The following is a 22,973-nucleotide window of genomic DNA, read 5'->3' on the forward strand; positions in this document are numbered from 1 at the left end:
ACCTACATATATCGCCGACCGTCCTATCGGCGCCAGCCCCGGCCGCGGCGGTCCCCGCCCGTCCCCGCGGTGCCCACCCCGGCGGCGGTGCCTACCCCCGCCACCCCGCGGGGTCGTCCCGGCGCAGCGCGCCCAGCACCCCGGCCAGCAGCGGCAGTCCCAGGGCGAGCAGCGCGATCGTCGCCCACGGGGCGTCGGCGGCGCTGACCGCGGGGCCGCCCAGCACCCCGGCGGCCCGGGAGCGCAGCAGGGCGAAGGCGGGGACGAAGCCGCTGACGGTGCCGAGCAGCGCGCCGAGCAGGGCGATCAGGGCGGCCTGCAGCCCGGCGACGGTGCGCCGGGTGCGCGGCCGGGCGCCGATCGCGGAGAGCAGGGCGCGTTCGCGGCGGGCGTCGGCGGCGGCCAGGGCGGTGGAGACCACGGCGGCGCCGAGCACGACCAGCGCGGCGAAGCCGCCGAGCGCGATCCGCACCGTGCTGTCCTGCGGGGTGAAGCCGCGCTCCACGCCGAACTCGGCGTGCGGGGCGAGCCGGGCGACGGTGGCGGCGGCGCGCTGCTCGGCGCGCTCGCCCACCGGCGCGGACGGCAGCCAGAGGGCCCCGGCGGGTTCGACCGCCAGGCCCAGCCCGCGGACCGCCTCGGGCGAGACCACCAGCGGGGCGTAGCGCTGCGCGGCCGGGCGCTCGACCAGCACGGCGTCGACCCGCAGCTCGCGCACCTGCTGCCCGGCGCCCTGCATCCGCAGCACGGCCCGGCCCTCGTGCAGGTAGGACGGGTCGGTGACCACGGCCTTCCCGGCGAGCAGCGCCGCCTCCGCGGCCGGGTCGTGCAGCGCCAGCAGGTTGTGCAGCGCGGCGCGGTCGCCGACCACGGCGGGACGGGTGACGTCCTCGCCGTAGCGCGGGCCGCCGACGGCGTACACCAGGCCCTTGCAGCCCTCGCAGAAGACGTACGCGGCCTCGTACAGGTCGGCGCGTTCGCCGAGGTCCGGCAGGTCCTGCGGCAGGGCGGTGCGCAGTTGCGCCATCGCGTCCCCGTCGCCGTGCAGGGTGAGGCGGACGGCGCCGACGGGCTGTTCCAGCCGGTAGGCGGCCCGGTCCTGGACCTCCGCGCCGGTGGAGTGCACGCCGACGGCGACCGCGCCGGCCACGGCGGCGAGCACGGCGGCCACCGCGGGGGCGGTGCGGGTGCGGTGCCGGGCGGCGTCGCGCAGGGCGAGGCGGGGGCCCACCGGGAGGTGGCGGGCGAGGCGGCCGAGCAGGGCCAGCAGCAGCGGGGTGAACAGCAGCAGGCCGAGTTCGGCGAGCACCGCGCCGCCCAGCACGGCGAGGGTGCGCACGCTCAGCCCGGCCAGCACCGGCGGTCCGGCGACCGGCCCGGCGACCGCCCCGTACAGGGCCAGCGCGGCGCCGGACAGGACGGCGGCCAGGCCGAGCAGCGGGGCGCGGCGGGAGGTGCGGCGCTGCGGGTCGCGGTCGGTGAGGCCGGCCAGCACCTCGCGGCGTCCGGCCTGCAGCGCGGGCAGCAGGGCGGCGAGCAGGGCGGTGGCGACGCCGACGGCGGCGATGGCCAGCAGTTCGGCGGGGCGCAGCGCGAGGTGGCCGAACCGGCTGCCGCCGCGCTCCTCGATCCACGGGCGCAGGGCGGCGACCAGGCCGGTGCCGAGCAGGCCGCCGAGCGCGGCGCCGAGGGCGCCGAGCACCAGGCCGCCGCCGAGCACCACGGCCCGCACGTGTCCGGGTCGGCCACCGGCCGCACCGAGCAGGGCGAGCTGGCGGCGGGCCCGGCGGGCGCCGACGGCGAACGCCGGTCCGGCCAGCAGGGCGACCTCCAGCAGGGCCATCGCGGCGGTGGTGGCGGCGGTCATCAGGGTGCGTTCGCGCTCGTCCTGCGCGCCGACGGCCTCCTGCCGCTCCAGCGCCTCGGCGGGCGGGTGGGCGGCGACCTGACGGCTGGCCAGGGTGTAGCCGTACGCGTTGAGTTCGCGCACCCGCGACCAGTCGAGGGAGGCACCGGCGGGCAGGGTGACCAGCCAGGCGGCCTTGCGGACGGCGGCCTGTTCGGCGGACGGGGTCTGCGGGGCGAGCCCGGCGGCGACCTGCGCCTCGTCCAGCTGCCGGTACAACTCGCCCGGGCGGGCGACGAGTTCGACGGCCTTCAGGTCGCCGGGGTGCTCGACGGTGCCGGTGAGGGTGAACGGGGTCGACTCCAGGCCGCGGACGGTGACGGCGTCGCCGATCCGCAGCCCGGTGGCGTCCAGGAACGCCCGGGTGGCGGCGGCCTCGTGCGCGGCGGCGGGGGCGCGGCCGGTGACCAGGTCGATCCGGCCCCGCCAGAGCCCGCCGGTCAGGTCGGCCTCGAAGGTGTCGACGGGGGCCAGGCCGTCGGCGGTGCGGACGGCGGCGACCGGGCCGGTGCGGGCCGGGGTCAGGGTGCTGCCGGGTGGCAGCAACTCACCGAGCAGGACGGTCGGTTCGGTGTCGGTGGCGCGCTTCTGCTCGGCACCGGGCGCGGCGTCGGGGCGCTGCGGCAGGGTGCGGACGCCGTCGGCGGGGAACACCGCCTGCTCGATCGTCCGGCCCGGGTCGTACGCGCCGACCAGGGCGTCGGCCCGGCCCATCAGCCGGTCGGCGCGCTGCTCGGCGGTCAGCTGTCCGCTGCGGTGCACCACGTCGACGCCGGTCGCGCCGAGCACCGGCAGCGCGATCATCGCGGCGACCAGGGCGCTGCGGCCCTTGGCCCGCCAGGCGTCTCGGCGCGCGATCCGCAGCACCGCCCGCAGGCCGCTCACCGGCGCACCGCCCCGGCGGCGCGCTGCTCGTCGACGATCCGGCCGTCGCGCAGGAGGACCACCCGGTCCGCCCAGGCGGCGTGGGCGGCGTCGTGGGTGACCATCATGACGGCCGCCCCGGCGTCGCAGCGGGCCCGCAGCACCTCCAGCACCGCCTCGCCGGTCGCCGAGTCCAGCGCCCCGGTGGGCTCGTCCGCCAGCACCAGCCGCCGCTGCCCGGACAGCGCCCGGCCGATCGCGACGCGCTGCTGCTGGCCGCCGGACATGTCCTCCGGGAAGCGGTCGGCGAGCTCGCCGATGCCGAGTTCGGCGAGCACGTCCAGCGCCTCGGCGCGGGCGGTGCGGGCCGACACCCCCTCCAGCTCCCGCGGCAGGGCGATGTTCTCGGCCGCGGTCAGGGCGGGCAGCAGGTTGTACGCCTGGAAGACGTAGCCCACCGAGCGGCGGCGCACGTCGGCCAGCGCGGCCCGGCCCAGGCCCTCCAGCGGGGTGCCCTCCACCAGGACCCGGCCGGTGGAGGGCCGGTCCAGGCCGCCGGCCAGCGCGAGCAGCGTGGACTTCCCCGAGCCGGACGGGCCCATCACGGCCAGGAACTCCCCGGCCCGCACCTCCAGGTCGATCGGGTGCAGCGCGTGCACCTCGGCCGCGCCCCGGCCGTGCACCCGCCCGACCCCCTCCAGGCGCAGCACGGCCTGCGCGTTCGATCCGGTCATGGCTCCCCCTCGCAACAGCGGAACGTCTTGCATACCGAGTATGTATAGCCGCCGGACGCCCGTTACTCAAGTGTGCGGCATAAGTCGGCGAACTACCTATTGGACGGATCACACCCGCCGACCGGTTCCCAGGGAGCAGAATGAGCGTCATGACCGCATCGCTGTCCGCTCGCTGGCACGACCTGCTCACCCGCTGCGGCGCCACCGCCGACCCCGAGCCCTACGTCCGCGACCTGCTCGCCCGCTGGGCCGAGCCGCAGCGCCGCTACCACACCACCACCCACCTCGAAGCCGTCCTCGACCGCGTCGACGAACTCGCCGCCCACGCCGACGACCCCGACGCCGTCCGGCTCGCCGCCTGGTTCCACGACGCCGTCTACCGGCCCGACCGCTCCGAGAACGAGGAGCGCAGCGCCGCCCTCGCCTGCCGCGCCCTGCGCGAGGCCGGCCTCCCCGAACCCCTCGTCCACGAGGTCGACCGCCTGGTCCGGCTCACCACCGACCACCACCCCGCCCCCGGCGACCGCAACGGCGAGGTCCTCTGCGACGCCGACCTCGCCGTCCTCGGCGGCCCGCCCGAGGCGTACGCCGCCTACGCCGCCGCCGTCCGCGAGGAGTACTCCTTCGTCCCCCCGGACGCCTTCCGCGAGGGCCGCGCCACGGTCCTGCGCCAGCTCCTCGCGCTGCCCTCCCTCTACCGCACCCCCGAGGCCCACGCCCGCTACGACGCCCGGGCCCGCGCGAACATGCACCGCGAACTCGCCGTCCTGGAGGAAGGCTGACCCCGCCCCCTCAGACCCCCCGCACCTCCCGCACCCGCAGCCCCGCCGGCGACACGTCACCGACCGGGTGCGACCACCCCCTGCCGCGCCCCGGCCGGTTCGGGGGGTCGACCGGGATCACGCCAGCCCGCCGACCGGCGCGACCACGACCCCGCGCTTGCCGCACACCCAGTGCGGATCGGGCCCGAGCTCCGGCTCCACCCCCAGCGCGTGCGGATCGTCCTCCTCCGCGCAGGCCGTGCACAGCGGCCAGCGCCCGTACGACTCCAGCAGCGCGTCCTGCACGTCCTGGGCCACCAGCCCGAGCACGAACTCGCACCCCGCGGGCCACTGTTCGAGCCACCAGCGGCGATGGGTGACGGCGTCCTCCACCAACGAGACGATCGCCGCCTCCGCGACGTCGCGGGCGGTGAGGTCGGCGAGGATCAGCGCCCGCGCGCGGTGCAGGGCGGCTTCGATGTCGGAACTGGCCATCCGCCCATTGTCCCGCACCCCGCCACGGCAGCGGGAAGCGCACGTGCGCGTGGACCCGGTCGCGGTCGGGTTCCCCCACCGTCCCGCCCCGCCCCGTCCCGTCCCACGAAGGGGCGACCCGGGCGAGAACGCCGCGGGGGCGGCCTCCCGAAGGAGACCGCCCCCGCGAACGAACGCGTGGAACGTCGGATCCCGGAGGATCAGAAGTCCATGTCACCGCCCGGCATGCCGCCGCCGGCGGCCGCGGCGGCCTTCTCCGGCTTGTCGGCGATGACGGCCTCGGTGGTGAGGAACAGCGCCGCGATGGAGGCGGCGTTCTGCAGGGCGGAGCGGGTGACCTTGGCCGGGTCGATGATGCCGGAGGCGACCAGGTCGACGTACTCGTTGGTCGCGGCGTTCAGGCCGTGGCCGGCGGGCAGGTTGCGAACCTTCTCGACCACGACGCCGCCCTCGAGGCCGGCGTTGGTCGCGATCTGCTTGATCGGGGCCTCCAGGGCCACGCGGACGATGTTGGCACCGGTGGCCTCGTCGCCCTCCAGCTCCAGCTTCTCGAACGCGACACCGGCCTGCAGCAGGGCGACGCCACCACCGGCGACGATGCCCTCCTCGACGGCGGCCTTGGCGTTGCGCACCGCGTCCTCGATGCGGTGCTTGCGCTCCTTGAGCTCGACCTCGGTGGCCGCGCCGGCCTTGATGACGGCCACGCCGCCGGCCAGCTTGGCGAGGCGCTCCTGGAGCTTCTCGCGGTCGTAGTCCGAGTCGGAGTTCTCGATCTCGGCGCGGATCTGGTTGACCCGGCCGGCGACCTGGTCGCTGTCGCCGCCACCGTCGACGATGGTGGTCTCGTCCTTGGTGATGACGACCTTGCGGGCGGTGCCCAGCAGGTCCAGGCCGGCGTTCTCCAGCTTGAGGCCGACCTCCTCGGAGATCACGGTGCCGCCGGTCAGGATGGCGATGTCGCCGAGCATGGCCTTGCGGCGGTCGCCGAAGCCCGGGGCCTTGACGGCGACGGACTTGAAGGTGCCGCGGATCTTGTTCACGACCAGGGTGGAGAGGGCCTCGCCCTCCACGTCCTCGGCGATGATGACGAGCGGCTTGCCGCTCTGCATGACCTTCTCCAGCAGCGGGAGGAGGTCCTTGACCGAGGAGATCTTGGAGTTGGCGATGAGGATGTACGGGTCCTCGAAGCTCGCCTCCATGCGCTCCAGGTCGGTGGCGAAGTAGGCGGAGATGTAGCCCTTGTCGAAGCGCATGCCCTCGGTGAGCTCGAGCTCCAGGCCGAAGGTGTTGCTCTCCTCGACGGTGATGACGCCTTCCTTGCCGACCTTGTCCATGGCCTCGGCGATGAGCTCGCCGATCTGGGTGTCGGCGGCCGAGATGGAGGCGGTGGAGGCGATCTGCTCCTTGGTCTCCACGTCCTTGGCCTGGGCCAGCAGCTGGTCGGAGACGGCGGCGACGGCCTTCTCGATGCCGCGCTTGAGGGCCATCGGGTTGGCGCCGGCGGCGACGTTGCGCAGACCCTCGCGGACGAGCGCCTGGGCGAGCACGGTGGCGGTGGTGGTGCCGTCACCCGCGACGTCGTCGGTCTTCTTGGCGACCTCCTTGACCAGCTCGGCGCCGATCTTCTCGTACGGGTCCTCGAGCTCGATCTCCTTGGCGATGGAGACACCGTCGTTGGTGATGGTGGGGGCGCCCCACTTCTTCTCCAGGACGACGTTGCGACCCTTGGGGCCGAGCGTGACCTTCACGGCGTCGGCAAGCTGGTTCATGCCACGCTCAAGGCCGCGGCGGGCTTCCTCGTCAAAGGCGATGATCTTGGCCATCAGAAGTGGTCCTCCGGGACACGGTCGACTGCTCGGACCAAGGGGTGCCCGCGACGGACGGCCCAGGAGAGCGGGGGTCCCTTCCCCTACCGCCTCCGGAGCCTCACCGGCCCGGTCCGTTTGTCACTCTCACGCTGTGAGTGCTAACGCCAATGATTAGCACTCTCGGGTGGTGAGTGCAAGCCCATGGGAACCCCCGCGGACGGGACCGCCGGAAAGGCCGACAGGCCCGCCCCGGACGCCGTGCGGCGTCGGGGCGGGCCTGTCAGTGCGTCTGGCGCGGTGCGTGCGGTCCTGCGGTCCGCCGGGACCTCAGGCGCCGGCGGCGCGGACCATGTCGGCCTGCGGGCCCTTCTGACCCTGCGAGATCTCGAACTCGACCCGCTGGCCCTCTTCCAGGGTGCGGTAGCCGTCCATCTGGATCGCGCTGTAGTGGACGAACACGTCCGCTCCACCGTCGACCGCGATGAAGCCGTAGCCCTTCTCGGCGTTGAACCACTTGACGGTGCCCTGAGCCATTCCGAACTCCCCTTGTGCTGTGCTGGCCCTTCAGAGATCCGCGGGACGCGGACCCGGAGGTCTGGAAGGCCGGCCTGGGGACTCCCCCCCGTACGGCGCAGCCTCTGTCGCGGCTGAATGTATCCGGATATGCGCCCTGTGCAACAGGCCCAATTTCCGGGGAAAGTCCGGGCGGCGCAGGGGATATGACGGGGCGAAAGGAACATCGGCCGACAATTGCCACCGGACATAACGGACGCGTCACCGCAAAACGCCGGAACAATTCTGACGGCGGCCTGACAGAACGGGCGGCAAGCTGTCCGGCGCTTGTCTCAGCGCGCGGGACGGAACGGGGTCCTGCACGGGCGGGGCGCGGTGCGGAAATCGATGATTGAACCGGGCCGCGGAGGGGAAACGGCCCTGACCGGCACTCTACTCCCCGCCGCCGGGCGGAATTCCGGCGCCCCACTCGGCGGGAAAACCGCAGGTGCCCGGGCCATTGCCCCCGACCCGCACACGAAGCCGCCGTCCGGTCCGGAAAATTGAATTCCGAACCAAACGGCGGCCGTGGGAATGCGGGGCGGTCAGCAGCCTCCGGCCACCGCGGGAATGATCGACACCGAGGCGCCGTCCTTGATCTCGGTCTCCAGGCCGTCGGCGAAGCGAACGTCGTCGTCGTTCACGTACACGTTCACGAAGCGGCGCAGCTTGCCGGTGTCGTCCAGCAGGCGGGCGGCGATGCCGGCGTGGTTCGCCTCCAGGTCCGCGATCACGGCGGACAGGGTGGCGCCCTCGGCGGTCACCTCGGCGGCGCCGCCGGTGTAGGTGCGCAGGATGGTCGGGATGCGGACGGTGGCGCTCATGCGGTGCTCCTCGGGGGCGTGGGGGTGTCCTACGGCGGGTGGCCTGCGGCGGGGCGTCAGGCGGTGGCGAGACCGGCGGCGCGGAAGGACTCCAGCGTCGGGCGGATCACCGCGGTCATGCCGGCGTCGGCGACCGCGTCGAGGGTCTTGAGGCCGTCGCCGGTGTTGATCGCGACGGTCTCCTTGGACGGGTCCAGCAGGCCGTTCTCGGCCAGCTTCTTCAGCACGCCGACGGTGACGCCGCCCGCGGTCTCGGCGAAGATGCCCTCGGTGCGGGCGAGCAGCTTGATCGCCTCGACCACCTCGGCGTCGGTGACGTCCTCGACCGCACCGCCGGTGCGGCGGGCGATGTCCAGCACGTACGGGCCGTCGGCCGGGTTGCCGATCGCCAGCGACTTGGCGATGGTGTCCGGCTTGACCGGCTTGATCACGTCGCGGCCGGCCTTGAACGCGGCCGAGACCGGGGAGCAGCCCTCGGCCTGGGCGCCGAAGATCTTGTACGGCTTGTCCTCGACCAGGCCGAGCTTGATCAGCTCCTGCAGGCCCTTGTCGATCTTGGTGAGCTGGGAGCCGGAGGCGATCGGGATGACGATCTGGTCGGGCAGCCGCCAGCCGAGCTGCTCGCAGATCTCGTACGCCAGGGTCTTGGAGCCCTCGCCGTAGTACGGGCGCAGGTTGACGTTCACGAAGCCCCAGCCCTCGCCGGCCGGGTCGCCGATCAGCTCGGAGCAGAAGCGGTTCACGTCGTCGTAGTTGCCGTCGATGCCGACCAGCTCGCCGCCGTACACGCCGGCCATCACGACCTTGCCCTGCTCCAGGTCGTGCGGGATGAACACGCAGGACTTGAAGCCGGCCCGGGCGGCCGCGGCGCCCACCGCACCGGCCAGGTTGCCGGTGGAGGAGCAGGAGAGCGTGGTGAACTCGAAGGCGCGGGCGGCCTCGATCGCGCAGGCCACCACCCGGTCCTTGAAGGAGTGGGTCGGGTTGCCCGAGTCGTCCTTGACGTACAGCTGCCCGGTGAAGCCCAGCTCGCGGCCCAGGTTGTCGGCCTTGACCAGCGGGGTCCACCCCGGGTTCAGGTTCGGCTTGCCCGCCACGTCGGCCGGGACGGGCAGCAGCGGGGCGTAGCGCCAGATCGACGCCGGACCGGCCTCGATCCGCTTGCGCAGCTCCTCGGCCTCGTAGCCCGCGTAGTCGTACGCGATCTCCAGCGGGCCGAAGCACTCCAGGCAGGCGAAGTCCGGCCCGAGCGGGGAGCGCGCACCGCACTCGCGACAGGACAGCGCGGTCGCAGGACCGAGGTCGACGGTGGTGGGTGCGGCGGTGTCAACAGCCATGGTGGCGAGGCCCTTTCTCCTCATCTTCCCCGGATCGCGGTCGCGCCGGGACGGAATTGGCACCTGTCCCGCCGGGCCTGCAGGCCGCGCGGGAGGGTTGCCGGGACTTCAACGGGCCGTTCCCTCAGTCCCTCTGGATGAGCTCTGTGAAGTTGTGGTCGTACGCTGCGAGCGACCCCCGCGTGCGAAGGCACGGTCGCAGTACGAAGACTGTAACCGAAGGCCCGGTCGGACAGACCCCCGCGTCCGACACCCGAGACGAACGAGACAGGGAGCGAGACTTGCCGGAGCAGCCCGAGCCCGCGGCACTGCCCGAGGTCGCCGACTGGCTGCGCCGCCGGTCCTGGACGGCCGCCGACCGTCCGCTCGACCTGCTGCTGGCGGCCAAGCGCGCCGCCGGGGCGGCCGGGACGGTCAGCGTGGTGCTGCCCGCGCTGGACGAGGAGTCCACCGTCGGCGAGATCGTCACCGCGATCCGCGCCGAGCTGGTCGAACGCGTCCCGCTGGTGGACGAGCTGGTGGTGGTCGACTCCGGCTCGCGGGACGGCACCGCCGCCGCCGCGGCCGCCGCCGGGGCCCGGGTGGTGCACCGGGACGCGGTCCTGCCCCGGCTGCCCGCCGCACCCGGCAAGGGCGAGGTGCTGTGGCGCTCGCTGCTGGCCACCAGCGGCGCGATCGTCTGCTTCGTCGACGCCGACCTGCGCGAGTTCGACCCCGCCCTGGTCTCCGGCACCATCGGCCCGCTGCTCACCGACCCGGCCCTGCAGCTGGTCAAGGCCATGTACGACCGCCCCTTCGAGGACGGCGGCGCGGTCGTCCCGGCGGGCGGCGGCCGGGTCACCGAACTCGTCGCCCGCCCCCTGCTGAACCTGCACTGGCCCCAGCTCGCCGGCTTCGTCCAGCCCCTCGGCGGCGAGTACGCGGCCCGCCGCACCCTGCTGGAGCGGCTGCCCTTCCCGACCGGCTACGGCGTCGAGCTGGGCCTGCTGGTGGACGCCCTGGAACTCGTCGGGCTGGACGCGCTGGCCCAGGTCGACGTCGGTGTCCGGCACCACCGGCACCAGGACGGCCAGGCCCTCGGCCGGATGGCCGCCACCATCTACCGCACCGCCCTGGAACGCCTGGACCGCACCCACCGCCTCAAGGCCGACCCCGACCTGGTCCGCCCGCTGCTCACCCAGTACACCCGCACCCCCGACGGCTTCACCCCCCGCACCCACCCCGTCCCCGCCACCGAGCGCCCCCCGATGGCCACCGTCCCCGAGTACCGCGCCCGCTGAGCGGCACCGGAGCGGTCGGCCGACCCCGAGAGTTCACCCGCCGCGGGCCGCGCCGAGTGGTTTGGTCGGCTGATCGCACGGCAAGGTTGGCTGTATGGCCGATCACGTGTCCGAACGCCCCCAGCAGTCCGGAGCCGCCCCGATCCTGGTGGCCTCCAACCGCGGCCCGGTGTCCTTCCGCACGGAGGACGACGGCACGCTGACCCTCCGCAGAGGCGGCGGCGGCCTGGTCTCCGGGCTCTCCGCGATCGACGACCCGAACGCGGTCTGGGTCTGCGCCGCCCTCTCCGACGCCGACCGCACCGCCGCCCGGCAGGCCCCCGACGGGCGCCTGGACCGGGCCGGGCACGACGTCGGCGGACAGGCCGTCCGGATGCTGGACATCGATCCGGAGACCTTCGCCCGCGCCTACAACGGCGTCGCCAACTCCACCCTCTGGTTCGTCCACCACCTGCTCTACCAGACGCCCGTGCAGCCCGCCTTCGACGCCGACTTCCGCACCGAGTGGGACGCCTACCGCGCCTACAACGCCGCCTTCGCCGAGGCCCTCGCCGCCGAGGCCGCCCCCGGCGCCGCCGTCCTGGTGCAGGACTACCACCTCTCGCTGGCCCCCGCCCTGCTCCGCCAGCTCCGCCCCGACCTGCGGATCGGCCACTTCTCGCACACCCCCTGGGCCCCGCCCGAGTACTACCGGCTGCTGCCCGACGACGTCGCAGCCGCCGTCCTCGAAGGCATCCTCGGCGCCGACCGCGCCGCCTTCCTCACCCGCCGCTGGGCCCTCGCCTTCGCCGACTGCTGCGAGGCCGTCCTCGGCGCGGAGGTCGACCGCTCCGCCCTGACCGTCACCCACGACGGCCGCACCACCCGGCTCGGCGTGCACGGCCTCGGCGCCGACGCCGAGTTCCTGCGCGAGCGCGCCCACCGGCCCGACGTCGACGAGCGCCTCGCCGCCCTGCGCGAGGCCGTCGGCGACCGGCGCACCATCGTCCGGGTCGACCGCACCGAACTCAGCAAGAACATCGTCCGCGGCCTGCTCGCCTACCGGCACCTGCTGCGCACCCGCCCCGAATGGCTCGGCAACGTCGTGCACATCGCCTTCGCCTACCCCTCCCGCACCGACCTCGCCGAGTACCGCGACTACACCGCTGCCGTGCAGCGGATCGCCGAGGAGATCAACGCCGAGTTCGGCACCGCCGACTGGCAGCCGCTCCTCCTGCACGTCGACGACGACTTCCCGCGCTCCCTCGCCGCCTACCGGCTCGCCGACGTCGCCCTGGTCAACCCCATCCGCGACGGCATGAACCTGGTCGCCAAGGAGGTCCCCGTCGTCTCCGACCACGGCTGCGCCCTCGTCCTCTCCCGCGAGGCGGGCGCCTACGCGGAACTCGCCGACGACGCGATCACCGTCAACCCGTACGACGTCATCGCCACCGCCGACGCCCTCGCCGAAGCCCTCGCCATGCCCCCCGCCGAGCGCACCGACCGCACCAAGCGCCTCGCCGCGGCGGCCACCGCCCTCCCGCCCCAGCAGTGGTTCCTGGACCAGCTCCACGCGCTCTGAAGGAACGCGAAACCGGAAGCGCGAAGCCGGGGGCGCGAGGAACTGCGCGCCCCCGGCTCCTGCCTCAGCCCCGCAGCAGCTCCGTCAGCCCGTTCAGCAGGTCGACCACCCCCGCCGGCCCCGCCACCACCAGGTCCGCGCGTTCGGCGAGTTCCGCGACCGGGGGTTCGCCGGTGACGGGGCCGCTGCAGACGAGCAGGCCGGGGTGGCCGGCTTCGCGGCGGGCGGCGACCTCCGCGTAGGCGGCGAGGTCGCCGAGGTCGTCACCGGCGAAGAGCACCGGCCCCGCGTCCCGTTCCGCCAGGAACTCCCGGAGGGCGACGCCCTTGTCGACCCCCGGCGGCCGCAGTTCGACGACCATCCGGCCGGGTTCCACCACCAGCCCGTTCCGGCGCGCCAACTCGCCGAGCGGGCCGCGCAGTTGCTCCAGCAGCGCGTCCGGCTCGGGGGCCCGCCGGGTGTGGACGGCCAGCGCGCGTTCCTTGTCCTCCACGAACGTCCCCTCGGGCACGCCCAACTCCCGCAGCAGTGAGGGCAGTTCCTCCCGCACGGCGGCCACCCCCGGCGGCGGCGGGGCGGCGGTGACGGCGTTGCTGTGCGCGTCCCAGCGCTCGGCGCCGTAGTGGCCGAGGACGGTGAGGTGCTCCAGCCCGGGGACGGCGACGAGGCCGCCGTACGCGGCGGCGGTCGCGGCGGGCCGTCCGGTGACCACGACGACCGCGCCGACCAGCGGGGCGAGTGCGGCGAGGGCCGGAACGACGCCGGGGTGGGCGCGGGCCCGGTCGGGGTCGGGGACGATCGGGGCGAGCGTGCCGTCGAAGTCGAGCCCCACGACGGCGGACTTCGGGTCGGCGAGCAACCCCGCCAGTCCGGTCCGCCCCGCCTGGGTCGTGATCTGTTCAGCGATTCCCATGCCCTCGACGCTACCGGCCGCCGGGCGGCGGCGGGCAACGACCGGGCCGCTCACTGCCGGGCGTCGCGCCGGTCCTGCCGGATCCGGCGCAGCCGGTTGACCAGGACGGGGTCGTGGGCGAGCGCCTCGGCGCGGTCGAGCAGGGCGTTGAGCAGCTGGTAGTAGCGGGTGGCGGAGATGCCGAGCTCCTGCCGGATCGCCTGCTCCTTGGCCCCGGCGGTCCGCCACCCGCGCGCCTCCAGGGCGAGCACCGCCCGGTCGCGTTCGGTCAGTTCGGCCATGCCCCCAGGCTAGCCGCCCGCCCCGTCACCCGACCCGGCCACCGGGGCCCCTCAGCCCTGGTGGGCCTTGGACGCCTCGGCCCCGGCCGCCGACTGGAGCTCGCCGAGCACCTGGTCGCCGCCGGACTTCACCGCTCCGCCGATCTTCTGCTTGATCATGCTGCTGACCTTGTCCCAGGAGGGGTCGCCGTAGGGGTAGAAACTGGCGGTGGGCAGGTTCTGCAGGAACTGGGTGAGGTCCTGGTGCGCGGGGTTCTGCGCCATGTCCTCCAGGGTGTCCTGGGTGACCGGGAGCATGTTGTACTGCTCGTCGAAGTCGAGGGTGTTCTGCTTGTTGAGGGCGAAGGTCAGGAACTTCTTGATCTCCGCGCGGTGCCCATTGGCCTTGAAGGCCATCAACCAGTCGGCCACGCCGAAGGTGGCCTGCTTGACGTCCTTGTCCTTGCGCGGGACGGGGGCGGTGCCGTACTGGATGCCGGCCGCGGCCGCGTCCTTGATCAGGGCGGGGTGGCCGTTGAGCATCGCGACCTCGCCCTTGGTGAAGGCGGTGAAGGCGGCCTTGCGGTTGACCTTGCCGGGGTCGTCGTAGGTGAGGCCCCGGTCGACCAGGTTGGTGCGCAGCCACTTGAAGGTGTCGCGGTTGGCCTGGCTGTCGATGGTGTAGTTGCCGACGCTGTCGGAGAGCGCGCCGCCGCCGCTCATCGTCCAGATCATCGACTCGGCCTGGGCCTCCTCGGGGCCGAGCGGCAGCGCGTACGGGGTGACGTTCGGGACCTTGGTCCTGATCAGCTCCGCGTCCTTGCGCAGTTCCTCCCAGGTGGCGGGCGGGGCGCCGATGCCGGCCTTCTCGAAGATCGTCTTGTTGTAGACGAAGACCCGGCTGGAGGAGATGAACGGGATGCCGTACTGGCTGCCGAGGACCTGTCCGGCCTTGTTGAAGGAGTCGAGCAGGTTGGCCTGGGCCTCCATGGAGAGCACGTCGCCGACGGGGTAGAGGCGGTCGGCGGCGACCTGGTCGGCGAAGCCGCCGGTCTGCACGACGTCGGGGGTGTCGCCCTTGGCGATCAGTTCGGCGACGTGCTTGTCGATGTCGTCCCAGGAGACCACGTCGACGTGCACCTTGATGCCGGAGTTGGCGGCCTCGAAGGCCCTGGCGACCTTGTTCCAGTAGATGCTGCTGCTGTTGGAGGCGTCGGTCCCGTAGTCGGCCGCGACCAGGTCGAGCGTCACCCCTCCTCCACCGGGCAGGACGCCGCAACCGGCCAGGAGCAGGCATCCGACGAGGGGCAGAGGGATCAGCGCTGATCGCTTCAAGGGGAACCGCCTTCGGGAGGGTGACAGCGGCGACCCTGGCAGTTGCGGTGCGCAGTGGTCCAGACCTGTAGGGGCGGAAGTTATCGAAGTGTCAGATCCTGTTGCACCCCGCGCAACGTGGACTACGCAACCGTCCGGTATCCGGACGGTCAGGCCGTCAGGACGGTCACCCCCGCCTCGGCGAAGGCGGCCGCCACCGCGTCCGGCACCTGGTCGTCGGTGACCAGGGTGTCGACCGCCTCCAGGCCGCAGATCCGGGCGAAGGCCCGGTGGCCCAGCTTCGAGGAGTCGGCGGCCACCACCACCCGCCGAGCCCGCTCGGCGAGCAGCCGGTTGACCGCCGCCTCGCCCTCGTGGTGGGCGGTCGCGCCGTGCCCGGCGTCGAACCCGTCCACGCCCAGCACCGCGGTGTCCAGGGCGAGTTCACCGAGCACCTGGGCGGCCAGCGGGCCGATCAGCTCGTACGACTGGGGGCGGGCGACGCCGCCGGTGACCACGATCTTCACCTGCGGACGGACCGTCAACTCGTTGGCGATGTTGAGCGCGTTGGTGACCACGGTGAGGCGCTGGCCGCCCTCGGGGTGCTCGACCAGGTCGGGGCGGACGGCCAGCGCGCGGGCCACCTCGGTGGTGGTGGTGCCGCCGTTGAGGCCGACCACCTCGCCGGGTTCGACCAGACCCGCCACCAGCGCGCCGATCCGCTGCTTGGCGTCGGCGTTGCGGGCGGTCTTGTACCGCAGCGGCAGGTCGTAGGAGACGCTGTGCGCGACCGCGCCGCCGCGGGTGCGGGTGAGCATCTGCTGCCGGGCCAGCTGGTCGAGGTCGCGGCGGATGGTCGCGGCCGAGACCTCCAGCGCGGCGGCCGCCTCGTCGACCTCCAGCTTCCCGTGCTCGGCCAGCAGTTCCAGCAGCGCGTTCCACCGCTCGTACCTGGACACCGTCCCCGCTCCTCCCGCGCTCGCCCGGGCGTTCCGCTCCCGGTCGGGACAGCTTCGCACACCCGGCCGCCACCCCTCTCATTGCGCAATCCTGCTCGAAAGAGCTATAAAACAATCAGCTTTGCGCAGCAGGCCGCCCTCGCCCGCGCGCCGTCCCCAGGGAAGCCGAAGGAGCCCTCACCCATGCCGCACCCCTCCCTGACCGCCCAGGAGATCGCCACCCAGCCCGAGAACTGGCGCACCGCCGCCGCCCTGGCCGCCACCGGCCCGGCGGGCCTGCCGCGGCGCGGCGAGCGGGTCGCCGTGGTCGGCTGCGGCACCTCCTGGTTCGTGGCCCAGGCGTACGCCGCGCTGCGCGAGGCGGGCGGCCACGGCGAGACCGACGCCTTCGCCGCCTCCGAGTTCCCGTTCGGCCGCCGCTACGACCGGGTGCTGGCGATCACCCGCTCCGGCACCACCACCGAGGTGCTGCGACTGCTGGACGGCACCGACCTGCCGACCACCGCGGTCACCGCCTGCACCGACCAGCCGGTGGCCGCGTCCGCGGACCACCTGGTCGACCTGGGCTTCGCCGACGAGCGCTCGGTGGTGCAGACCCGCTTCGCCACCACCGTGCTCGCCCTGCTCCGCGCCCACCTGGAACAGGAGGGGGCCCGCCCCGCCGGGGTGCGCACCGTCGCCGAGGCGGCCGCGGACGCCGAGCGGGCGGTGGCCTGGCAGGTGCCGGACGAGCTGGTGGCGCTGGAGCAGATCTCCTTCCTGGGCGCGGGCTGGACCAACGGCCTGGCCCAGGAGGCCGGTCTGAAGATGCGCGAGGCGGCGCTCGCCTGGACGGAGGCCTACCCGGCGATGGAGTACCGGCACGGTCCGGTCTCGATCACCGCCCCGGGCCGGGCCGCCTGGATGCTCGGCGAGCTGCCCGCGGGCCTGGCCGACGAGGTCGCCGCGGTCGGCGGCCGGCTGGTGGCCGACTCCGGCCCGGGCGGCCTGGACCCGCTGGCCGACCTGGTGCGGGTGCACAGGCTGGCCGTCGCGCTGGCCGCGCACCGCGGCCTGGACCCGGACGAGCCGCGCAACCTGACCCGGTCGATCGTCCTCGGCTGACCCTCCGCCACCTCGCACCGCCGGTAACGGCTTCGCCACCCAAACCGCCCAGGAGACGGCAAAGAGCGATAAACCTCACCTCTCAGGACCAGACCAATCGAGCAACTGGACTAGACCTCTTAGACCCGGCCAAGGGAAACTGTCCCCCGTGAAGCACGTCATCGCACTCGATGTAGGCGGCACCGGCATGAAGGCCGCGCTGGTCGCCCAGGACGGCTCCGTGCTGTTCGAAGCACGCCGACCGACCGGGCGGGAGCACGGCCCCGACGCCGTCGTCGCCACCATCCTCGACTTCGCCGCCGACCTGGCGCAGGAGGGCCGCACCCGGTTCGGTGCCGCCCCCCTCGCGGCGGGCGTCGCCGTGCCGGGGACGATCGACGAGAAGAACGGGATCGCGGTCTTCTCCGCCAACCTCGGCTGGCGGGACCTGCCCATGCGCAAGCTGCTCGGCGAGCGCCTCGGCGGCATCCCGGTCGCCCTCGGCCACGACGTCCGCTCCGGCGGCCTCGCCGAGGGCCGGATCGGCGCCGGACAGGGGGTCGGACGCTTCCTGTTCGTCGCGCTGGGCACCGGCATCGCGGGCGCCATCGGCATCAACGGCTCCATCGAGGCGGGCGCCCACGGCTACGGCGGCGAGATCGGCCACGTGGTGGTCCGCCCCGGCGGCCCGCAGTGCGGCTGCGGGGCCCGCGGCTGCCTGGAGACCCTGGCCTCGGCCTCCGCGGTCTCCCGGGCCTGGGCCGAGGCCAGCGGTGACCCGGAGGCCGACGCCGCCGCCTGCGCGAACGCCGTCGACGCCGGCGACCCGGCGGCCCGCGCGGTCTGGCAGAACGCGGTGGACGCGCTCGCCGACGGCATCGTGCTGGCGCAGAGCCTGCTCGACCCGTCGACGGTGATCGTCGGCGGCGGGCTGGCCGAGGCCGGTGACACGCTCTTCACGCCGCTGCGCGCCGCGGTGACCGAGCGCCTGACCTTCCAGATGCCCCCGAAGGTCGTTCCGGCCATGCTCAAAGACACCGCCGCGTCCCTGGGCGCCGGCTTGCTCGCCTGGGACCTGCTCTCCATGGAGGTGACCGCGTGACCGCGGACCGTACTGCACTGGCCGGAGCCCGACTGGTCCTGCCCGGCGGGGTGATCGACGCGGGCCGGATCTCCGTCGAGGGCACCCGCATCGCGGGCCTCGGCGGCGAGGCGGAGCCGAGCGACCTCGACCTGACCGGGTACACCGTCGTCCCCGGCTTCGTCGACCTGCACGTGCACGGCGGCGGCGGCGCCTCGTACGCCTCCGGCGTCGCCGAGGAGGCGCTCACCGCCGCTCGCACGCACCTGGAGCACGGCACCACCACGACGATGGCCTCCACCGTCACCGGCGAGATCGACGAGGTCTGCCGCCAGGCGGCGGTGCTCTCCGAACTCGTCGAGGACGGCGTCCTGGCCGGCATCCACTTCGAGGGCCCGTTCATCTCGCACAACCGGTGCGGCGCCCACCGCCCCGACCTGCTGCGCGACCCGGACCCGGCGCTGGTGCGCAAGCTCGCCGACGCGGGCCGCGGCCACACGAAGATGTTCACCCTGGCCCCGGAGCTGCCCGGCGGCCTGGAGTCGGTGCGGATGCTGTCCGAGCTCGGCATCATCGCCGCCGTCGGCCACACCGACTCCGACTACGAGGTCACCCTGCGGGCGATCGACGCCGGCGCCACCGTGGCCACCCACCTGTTCAACGCGATGCCGGGCATCCAGCACCGCGCCCCCGGCCCGATCGTCGCCCTGCTGGAGGACGAGCGGGTCACCGTCGAGCTGGTCAACGACGGCGTCCACCTGCACCCCTCGGTGGTCGAGCTGGCCTACGGCACGGCCGGCGCCGAACGGGTCGCGCTGATCACCGACGCGATGGGCGCGGCCGGCATGGGCGACGGCCTGTACCCGCTCGGCCCGCTGCAGGTCCGGGTCGAGGACGGCGTGGCCCGCCTGGTCGAGGGCGGCTCCATCGCGGGCTCCACCCTCACCCTGGACGTCGCCTTCCGCCGCGCCGTCACCGTCCTCGGCCTGTCCCTGAACCAGGCCGTCACCTCGCTGTCCACCGTCCCCGCCCGCCTGCTGGGCCTGGACGACACCATCGGCACCCTGGAGGCCGGAAAGAACGCCGACCTGGTCGTCCTCGACTCCGACAGCCACGAACTCGTCGCGGTGATGCGCCGCGGCGAGTGGATCGTCGGCGCGGACCGCTTCGCCCGGGCCGGCAACCCGGCCTGACCGGCCGCCGCCCGCCGAGGGCGGCCCGGCTCCCGGCACGCGTCACGGTCGGGTGAGTAGCGGAACCTGCGCCTCGTTACTCACCCACCGGGAGTTCCCCTTGCCGCTCGCCCGCACCTCCGAGCTGCTCGCCGCCGCCGTCCACGACCGGCGCGGCCTGCCCGCCTTCAACGTCATCACCCTGGAGCACGCCGAGGCCGTCGCCGCCGGCGCCGAGGCCGCCGGGACGCCCGTCGTGCTGCAGCTCAGCCAGAACGCGATCGCCTACCGCGGCGGACGGCTGCTGCCGATCGCCCGCGCCTGCGCCGAGGTCGCCGCCGCCGCCCGCGTCCCGGTCTCGCTGCACCTCGACCACGTCGAGGACCCGGACCTGCTGCGCGCCGCCCCCGCCGCCGGGTTCTCCTCCGCGATGTTCGACGCCTCCGCGCTCCCGCACGACGAGAACGTCAAGGCCACCGCGGAGGCCACCGCCTGGGCCCACCGCCACGGCCTGCACCTGGAGGCCGAACTCGGCCGGGTCGGCGGCAAGGACGGCGAGCCGCCGCTCGACGCGCACGCCCCCGGCGCCCGCACCGACCCGGCCGAGGCCGCCCGCTACGTCGCCGACACCGGCGTGGACGCACTGGCCGTCGCGGTCGGCTCCGCGCACGCGATGACCACCCGCACCGCCGCCCTGGACCACGCCCTGATCCGCGCCCTGGCCGCCGCCGTCCCCGTCCCGCTGGTCCTGCACGGCAGCTCCGGCGTCCCGGACGCCGCGCTCGCCGAGGCGGTCGCCGCGGGCATGGTGAAGGTCAACATCGGCACCGCGCTCAACCTCGCCTGCACCCCGGCGATCCGCGCCCACCTGACCGCCCACCCCACCGCCACCGACCCGCGCCCCTACCTGTCCGCGGCCCGCGGGGCGATGGCGGCCACCGTCGAGCACCTGGCCCGGGTGGTCTCCGCCCGGGCCTGAGCCGGGGGCGCGGGAGCCCTCCCCCGCGCCGCGGCCGCTACTTCGGGTAGTCGTTGACGCTCATCGGCGTCAGCGCGACCTGGTCCAGCAGCACCGGGTTGCCCGCCCCCGCCGGGACGGTCAGCGTGATGGTGTTCGGCCCGGCCTGCAGCACCGGCCATATGTTGGTGCTGAACCAGGACTGGGCCGGGTCGGCGGCCGGGTTCTTCGAGTAGTTCTTGAAGGTCACCCCGCCCGCGTGCTCCTTGCCGTTGACGGTGACCTGCGCGGGCTGGTCGGTGCCGGTGTTGTTGAAGTGCAGCCAGAACTTGGTCTGCCCGCCGGCGTCCGAGTTGACCGTCCAGGTGAAGGACGACCCGGCCTGCAGGACGAGGTAGCTGCCGTCGGCGGAGATCGCGCCCTTGACCGTGCGGTCGGTCGCGGCGCCCGTCGCCTGCAGCTTGGACGCGTCGCTGATCGGCTCGGTCGCGGCGCTCGGGCTGGGCGCGGTGCTGCTCGCGGGCGCGCTGGGGCTGTTCGCGGCGTTCGCGTTCGCGGCCGCGGTCGGCGCGGCCTTGCCGGTCGGGTCGGCCGCGGGCTTGCCGTCCGGGTCGCCGGTGGAGAGGGCGACGCCCGCGCCGATCGCGATCGCGGCGACCACGGCGACGGCGCCGATGACCGCGGCCTTGCCGCGGCCCGCGGGCCGCTCCTCGCCGGGCCTCGGGCGCGAGCGCTCGGCGTACCGGGGCTGCTGGGGCAGCGCCGTGGTGACCTCCTGGCCGGGGCCGCCGGGGCCGCCGGGGCCGGGCGCGCCGCCGGGGCCCGGGCCGTACCCGGGCTGCGGGGCCTGCGGGTAGGCGGGCCGCTCGCCGTAGGTGGCGCGGCCGACCTCCATCGGGCGCTGGTAGCCGCCGCGGGGGCGGTCGGCGGCGGCGGGCTGCTCGCCCTCGGCCGGGCGGTACAGGTACGCGAAGGGGTCTTCCTCGCCCGCGCCCTCGGGCGCTGCGCCGCTGTTGCCGGGCGTGGTCACGTTCGACTCCCCTGGACTGGTTGCTCTCGTACCCAGGGCACCCTACCTGGCCCCGGTGAGCGGGGGGCAAACGGTCTCAGCCCGCCCGGCGGTGCGAGCGCTCGCCGCGCGAGCCCCGGGCGGCGCCGCCGCGGGTGCGCTTCTCGTCGTACATCCGCTCGTCCGCGGAGTGCAGCACCTCGTCGATGCTCATGCCGCAGCCGGCCCAGCCGATGCCGAGGCTGACGCCGACCCGCACCGCCCGGTTGTCGATCCGCATCGGCGGCAGGATCGCGCTGCGCAGCCGCCCGGCCAGCTCCTTGGCCTCCTCGCGGCCGATGTTGTCGGCGAGGACGACGAACTCGTCGCCGCTCATCCGGGCGACCGTGTCGCCCTCCCGTACGACCTGCTGGAGGCGGCGGGCGATCTCGATCAGCACGGCGTCGCCGGTGTTGTGGCCGTGCCGGTCGTTGACCAGCTTGAAGCCGTCGAGGTCGCAGTAGAGGACGGCGAGGCCGCGCTCCCCGGCGTGGGCGCCGCGGCGGTGGCCGTGCCAGAGGTCGCCGGGCGGGTGCTCGGCGGGGACGACGGCGTGCACGTGGTGGGCGGGGACGCCGGTGTGCTGCAGCACCTCCCCGGCGGCGAAGGCGGCCCGGTCGCGCTCCAGGGCCCCGTCGGGGGGCGCGTAGCCGTGCGCGGGGGGTACGGGCGCCTCGGCGGCCGCCCGGCCGTCCAGGGCGGCGTGGGCGGCCTGGTGGGGCTCCCCGGGGAGCGCCTGGCCGGGGACGTGGGCGGGGGGCGGTGCGACCGGACAGAGCCGGCGGGCGAGCCGGGCCCGCAGTTCGGCGCCGTTGGGCAGTCCGGTGAGCGCGTCGTGGCTGGCCCGGTGGGCGAGCTGCAGCTCGTGCCGCTTGCGGTCCTCGATGTCCTCGACGTGGGTGAGCAGGAAGCTGGGGCCCTCGGCGGCGTCGGCGACCACCGAGTTGCGCAGGCAGACCCACTGGTAGCCGCCGTCGCGCCGGGACAGCCGCAGCTCGGCCCGGCCGCCCTCGGCGCTGGTGCGCAGCAGCAGGTCCAGGTCGTCCGGGTGGACCAGGTCGACGAAGCGCTGCTGGCGCAGGGCGGCCCGGGGGCGGCCCAGCAGTCGGCACAGGGCGTCGTTGACGCGGCTGAGCTGGCCGGTGGCCTCGCCGTGCAGTTCGGTGATGGCCATCCCGCTGGGGGCGTACTCGAAGGCCTGCCGGAAGGACTCCTCGCTGGCCCGCAGGGCCTGCTGCTCCTTCTCCAGCCGGGCCAGGGCGCGCTGCATCTCGGCCCGCAGCCGGGCGTTGCCGATGGCTATGGAGGCCTGCAGGGAGAACATCTCCAGGGCTTCGCGGGTCCAGGCGCCGGGCCGCTTGCCGCTGCGCGGGCGGTCGACCGAGAGGATGCCGAGCAGGTCGCCCCCGGCGCTGTACATCGGGGCGAGCAGGACGTCGGAGGGGTGCCAGTCGTTGCCGTAGACGGGCATCGGGCCGTCGCCGGTCCAGGTGGGGACGTCGGTGGCGATGGCCCAGCCGCGGTCGTGCGGCAGGAAGCGCAGGGTGCCCCAGTGGTCGGCGACCTGGAGCATCCGCTCCCAGGACTCCCGGGAGCCGACCTGGCCGAGCAGGACGGCGGGGCCGCCGAAGGTGCTCTCCTCGATCTCCCAGACGGCGGCGACCACCAGGTCGCCGTCGGGGCGGACCAGGCTGACCGCGGCGGCGTCGAACCCGAGCCCGTGGACCGCGCCCTCGACGACCGCCTGCAGGGTCCCCGCCAGGCTCCGGGCAGCGTTGAGGTCCGCCACGACCCGGTGCAAGGTGCGGAGGGTCGCGAGGCGGACGTAGGGCTCCGACTCGGCTTCCATGCGGGGGCTCCCCGGCTGCTTCGGATGGTTCTTGAAAGGTTGTCGTCCGATTGCCAGAAGAACTGAATCACAGGGAGCACTGCGATAGGCACGCTCGGTCAGCAATAGCCGGTGACTGTGACTCAAATCACATAATGATAGGGCGGGTGCGCCTCCGGACCGGGCGGACCTACGACCGGACTACGACCAGGGCCCGATACCGGCGCCCCCGACC

20 protein-coding genes and 1 riboswitch are annotated in these 22,973 nt (G+C 74.3%); of the genes, 7 read left to right on the forward strand and 13 right to left on the reverse strand.

Going from position 1 to position 22,973, the window contains the following annotated elements:
* Positions 1-91: 91 nt before the first annotated feature.
* Positions 92-2,791, reverse strand: coding sequence for an FtsX-like permease family protein (locus QSK52_RS13425; protein ID WP_285736224.1), 2,700 nt, complete (start codon positions 2,789-2,791; stop codon positions 92-94).
* A complete protein-coding gene (locus QSK52_RS13430; RefSeq protein WP_285736225.1) occupies positions 2,788-3,504 on the reverse strand; it encodes an ABC transporter ATP-binding protein in 717 nt (238 codons plus the stop codon). Before QSK52_RS13430 ends, QSK52_RS13425 begins: the two co-directional genes overlap by 4 nt.
* A 149-nt stretch (positions 3,505-3,653) precedes the next feature.
* Between QSK52_RS13430 and QSK52_RS13435 the strand changes: the two genes are divergently transcribed.
* Positions 3,654-4,286 carry an HD domain-containing protein gene (locus QSK52_RS13435; protein ID WP_285736226.1) on the forward strand — a complete coding sequence of 211 codons (633 nt, stop codon included), beginning with the start codon at positions 3,654-3,656 and terminating at the stop codon, positions 4,284-4,286.
* Between the two features lie 117 nt (positions 4,287-4,403).
* Here QSK52_RS13435 and QSK52_RS13440 read toward each other — a convergent pair whose 3' ends face one another.
* The 5 genes from QSK52_RS13440 to thrC form a co-directional block, all read right to left on the reverse strand.
* Positions 4,404-4,760 (reverse strand): hypothetical protein, encoded by a 357-nt coding sequence (locus QSK52_RS13440; RefSeq protein WP_285736227.1) that lies wholly within the window; start codon positions 4,758-4,760, stop codon positions 4,404-4,406.
* Between the two features lie 200 nt (positions 4,761-4,960).
* Positions 4,961-6,583: a chaperonin GroEL gene (gene groL, locus QSK52_RS13445; protein ID WP_111554792.1), complete on the reverse strand. Its 1,623-nt coding sequence runs from the start codon at positions 6,581-6,583 to the stop codon at positions 4,961-4,963.
* 312 nt (positions 6,584-6,895) lie between these two features.
* Positions 6,896-7,102, reverse strand: a complete 207-nt coding sequence (locus tag QSK52_RS13450; RefSeq protein WP_014137493.1) for a cold-shock protein — start codon at positions 7,100-7,102, stop codon at positions 6,896-6,898.
* Between the two features lie 563 nt (positions 7,103-7,665).
* Entirely contained in the window at positions 7,666-7,944 is a 279-nt protein-coding gene (locus tag QSK52_RS13455) for a MoaD/ThiS family protein (RefSeq protein ID WP_033220742.1), read from the reverse strand.
* 56 nt (positions 7,945-8,000) lie between these two features.
* Entirely contained in the window at positions 8,001-9,281 is a 1,281-nt protein-coding gene (gene thrC, locus QSK52_RS13460; protein ID WP_285736228.1) for a threonine synthase, read from the reverse strand.
* 17 nt (positions 9,282-9,298) lie between these two features.
* Positions 9,299-9,425: riboswitch (SAM riboswitch) on the reverse strand.
* Positions 9,426-9,562: 137 nt separating this feature from the next.
* Between thrC and QSK52_RS13465 the strand changes: the two genes are divergently transcribed.
* A complete protein-coding gene (locus QSK52_RS13465; RefSeq protein WP_285736229.1) occupies positions 9,563-10,561 on the forward strand; it encodes a glucosyl-3-phosphoglycerate synthase in 999 nt (332 codons plus the stop codon).
* Positions 10,562-10,655: 94 nt separating this feature from the next.
* Complete coding sequence (locus QSK52_RS13470; RefSeq protein WP_285736230.1) at positions 10,656-12,122, forward strand: alpha,alpha-trehalose-phosphate synthase (UDP-forming); 1,467 nt, start codon at positions 10,656-10,658, stop codon at positions 12,120-12,122.
* 64 nt (positions 12,123-12,186) lie between these two features.
* Here QSK52_RS13470 and otsB read toward each other — a convergent pair whose 3' ends face one another.
* The 4 genes from otsB to QSK52_RS13490 all read right to left on the reverse strand — a co-directional run bounded on the left by otsB (position 12,187) and on the right by QSK52_RS13490 (position 15,568).
* The gene (gene otsB / locus QSK52_RS13475) at positions 12,187-13,035 is read right to left on the reverse strand and encodes a trehalose-phosphatase (protein ID WP_285736231.1); all 849 of its coding nucleotides are present in this window, start codon (positions 13,033-13,035) and stop codon (positions 12,187-12,189) included.
* Between the two features lie 50 nt (positions 13,036-13,085).
* Positions 13,086-13,316 (reverse strand): DUF3263 domain-containing protein, encoded by a 231-nt coding sequence (locus QSK52_RS13480; protein ID WP_285736232.1) that lies wholly within the window; start codon positions 13,314-13,316, stop codon positions 13,086-13,088.
* Between the two features lie 51 nt (positions 13,317-13,367).
* Entirely contained in the window at positions 13,368-14,546 is a 1,179-nt protein-coding gene (locus QSK52_RS13485; protein WP_285736233.1) for an extracellular solute-binding protein, read from the reverse strand.
* A 233-nt stretch (positions 14,547-14,779) separates the two neighbouring features.
* Positions 14,780-15,568, reverse strand: coding sequence for a DeoR/GlpR family DNA-binding transcription regulator (locus QSK52_RS13490; RefSeq protein WP_285736234.1), 789 nt, complete (start codon positions 15,566-15,568; stop codon positions 14,780-14,782).
* Positions 15,569-15,751: 183 nt separating this feature from the next.
* Between QSK52_RS13490 and QSK52_RS13495 the strand changes: the two genes are divergently transcribed.
* From QSK52_RS13495 to QSK52_RS13510, 4 genes are all read left to right on the forward strand, one after another.
* The gene (locus tag QSK52_RS13495; RefSeq protein ID WP_285736235.1) at positions 15,752-16,672 is read left to right on the forward strand and encodes an SIS domain-containing protein; all 921 of its coding nucleotides are present in this window, start codon (positions 15,752-15,754) and stop codon (positions 16,670-16,672) included.
* Between the two features lie 148 nt (positions 16,673-16,820).
* Positions 16,821-17,753, forward strand: coding sequence for an ROK family protein (locus QSK52_RS13500; protein ID WP_285736236.1), 933 nt, complete (start codon positions 16,821-16,823; stop codon positions 17,751-17,753).
* Positions 17,750-18,925 (forward strand): N-acetylglucosamine-6-phosphate deacetylase, encoded by a 1,176-nt coding sequence (gene nagA, locus QSK52_RS13505; RefSeq protein ID WP_285736237.1) that lies wholly within the window; start codon positions 17,750-17,752, stop codon positions 18,923-18,925. The genes QSK52_RS13500 and nagA overlap by 4 nt, the downstream gene beginning before the upstream one ends.
* A 100-nt stretch (positions 18,926-19,025) precedes the next feature.
* Positions 19,026-19,883: a class II fructose-bisphosphate aldolase gene (locus QSK52_RS13510; protein ID WP_285736238.1), complete on the forward strand. Its 858-nt coding sequence runs from the start codon at positions 19,026-19,028 to the stop codon at positions 19,881-19,883.
* 37 nt (positions 19,884-19,920) lie between these two features.
* On the opposite strand, the gene QSK52_RS13515 is transcribed toward QSK52_RS13510, so the two are convergent.
* Complete coding sequence (locus QSK52_RS13515; RefSeq protein WP_285736239.1) at positions 19,921-20,892, reverse strand: hypothetical protein; 972 nt, start codon at positions 20,890-20,892, stop codon at positions 19,921-19,923.
* Positions 20,893-20,968: 76 nt separating this feature from the next.
* Positions 20,969-22,759 carry a GGDEF domain-containing protein gene (locus tag QSK52_RS13520; protein ID WP_285736240.1) on the reverse strand — a complete coding sequence of 597 codons (1,791 nt, stop codon included), beginning with the start codon at positions 22,757-22,759 and terminating at the stop codon, positions 20,969-20,971.
* Positions 22,760-22,973 lie beyond the last annotated feature (214 nt).

The organism is Kitasatospora phosalacinea, from assembly GCF_030268885.1.
Classification (GTDB): Bacteria; Actinomycetota; Actinomycetes; order Streptomycetales; family Streptomycetaceae; genus Kitasatospora; species Kitasatospora phosalacinea_C.

What these genes read in the sequence shown, in the direction of transcription:
- QSK52_RS13450 (WP_014137493.1), bottom strand. Translation starts at nt 7,102, where the DNA reads ATGGCTCAGGGCACCGTCAAGTGGTTCAACGCCGAGAAGGGCTACGGC.
- groL (WP_111554792.1), bottom strand. Translation starts at nt 6,583, where the DNA reads ATGGCCAAGATCATCGCCTTTGACGAGGAAGCCCGCCGCGGCCTTGAG.
- QSK52_RS13470 (WP_285736230.1), top strand. Translation starts at nt 10,656, where the DNA reads ATGGCCGATCACGTGTCCGAACGCCCCCAGCAGTCCGGAGCCGCCCCG.
- QSK52_RS13455 (WP_033220742.1), bottom strand. Translation starts at nt 7,944, where the DNA reads ATGAGCGCCACCGTCCGCATCCCGACCATCCTGCGCACCTACACCGGC.
- thrC (WP_285736228.1), bottom strand. Translation starts at nt 9,281, where the DNA reads ATGGCTGTTGACACCGCCGCACCCACCACCGTCGACCTCGGTCCTGCG.
- QSK52_RS13435 (WP_285736226.1), top strand. Translation starts at nt 3,654, where the DNA reads ATGACCGCATCGCTGTCCGCTCGCTGGCACGACCTGCTCACCCGCTGC.
- QSK52_RS13430 (WP_285736225.1), bottom strand. Translation starts at nt 3,504, where the DNA reads ATGACCGGATCGAACGCGCAGGCCGTGCTGCGCCTGGAGGGGGTCGGG.
- otsB (WP_285736231.1), bottom strand. Translation starts at nt 13,035, where the DNA reads ATGGGAATCGCTGAACAGATCACGACCCAGGCGGGGCGGACCGGACTG.
- QSK52_RS13480 (WP_285736232.1), bottom strand. Translation starts at nt 13,316, where the DNA reads ATGGCCGAACTGACCGAACGCGACCGGGCGGTGCTCGCCCTGGAGGCG.
- QSK52_RS13520 (WP_285736240.1), bottom strand. Translation starts at nt 22,759, where the DNA reads ATGGAAGCCGAGTCGGAGCCCTACGTCCGCCTCGCGACCCTCCGCACC.
- QSK52_RS13440 (WP_285736227.1), bottom strand. Translation starts at nt 4,760, where the DNA reads ATGGCCAGTTCCGACATCGAAGCCGCCCTGCACCGCGCGCGGGCGCTG.
- QSK52_RS13495 (WP_285736235.1), top strand. Translation starts at nt 15,752, where the DNA reads ATGCCGCACCCCTCCCTGACCGCCCAGGAGATCGCCACCCAGCCCGAG.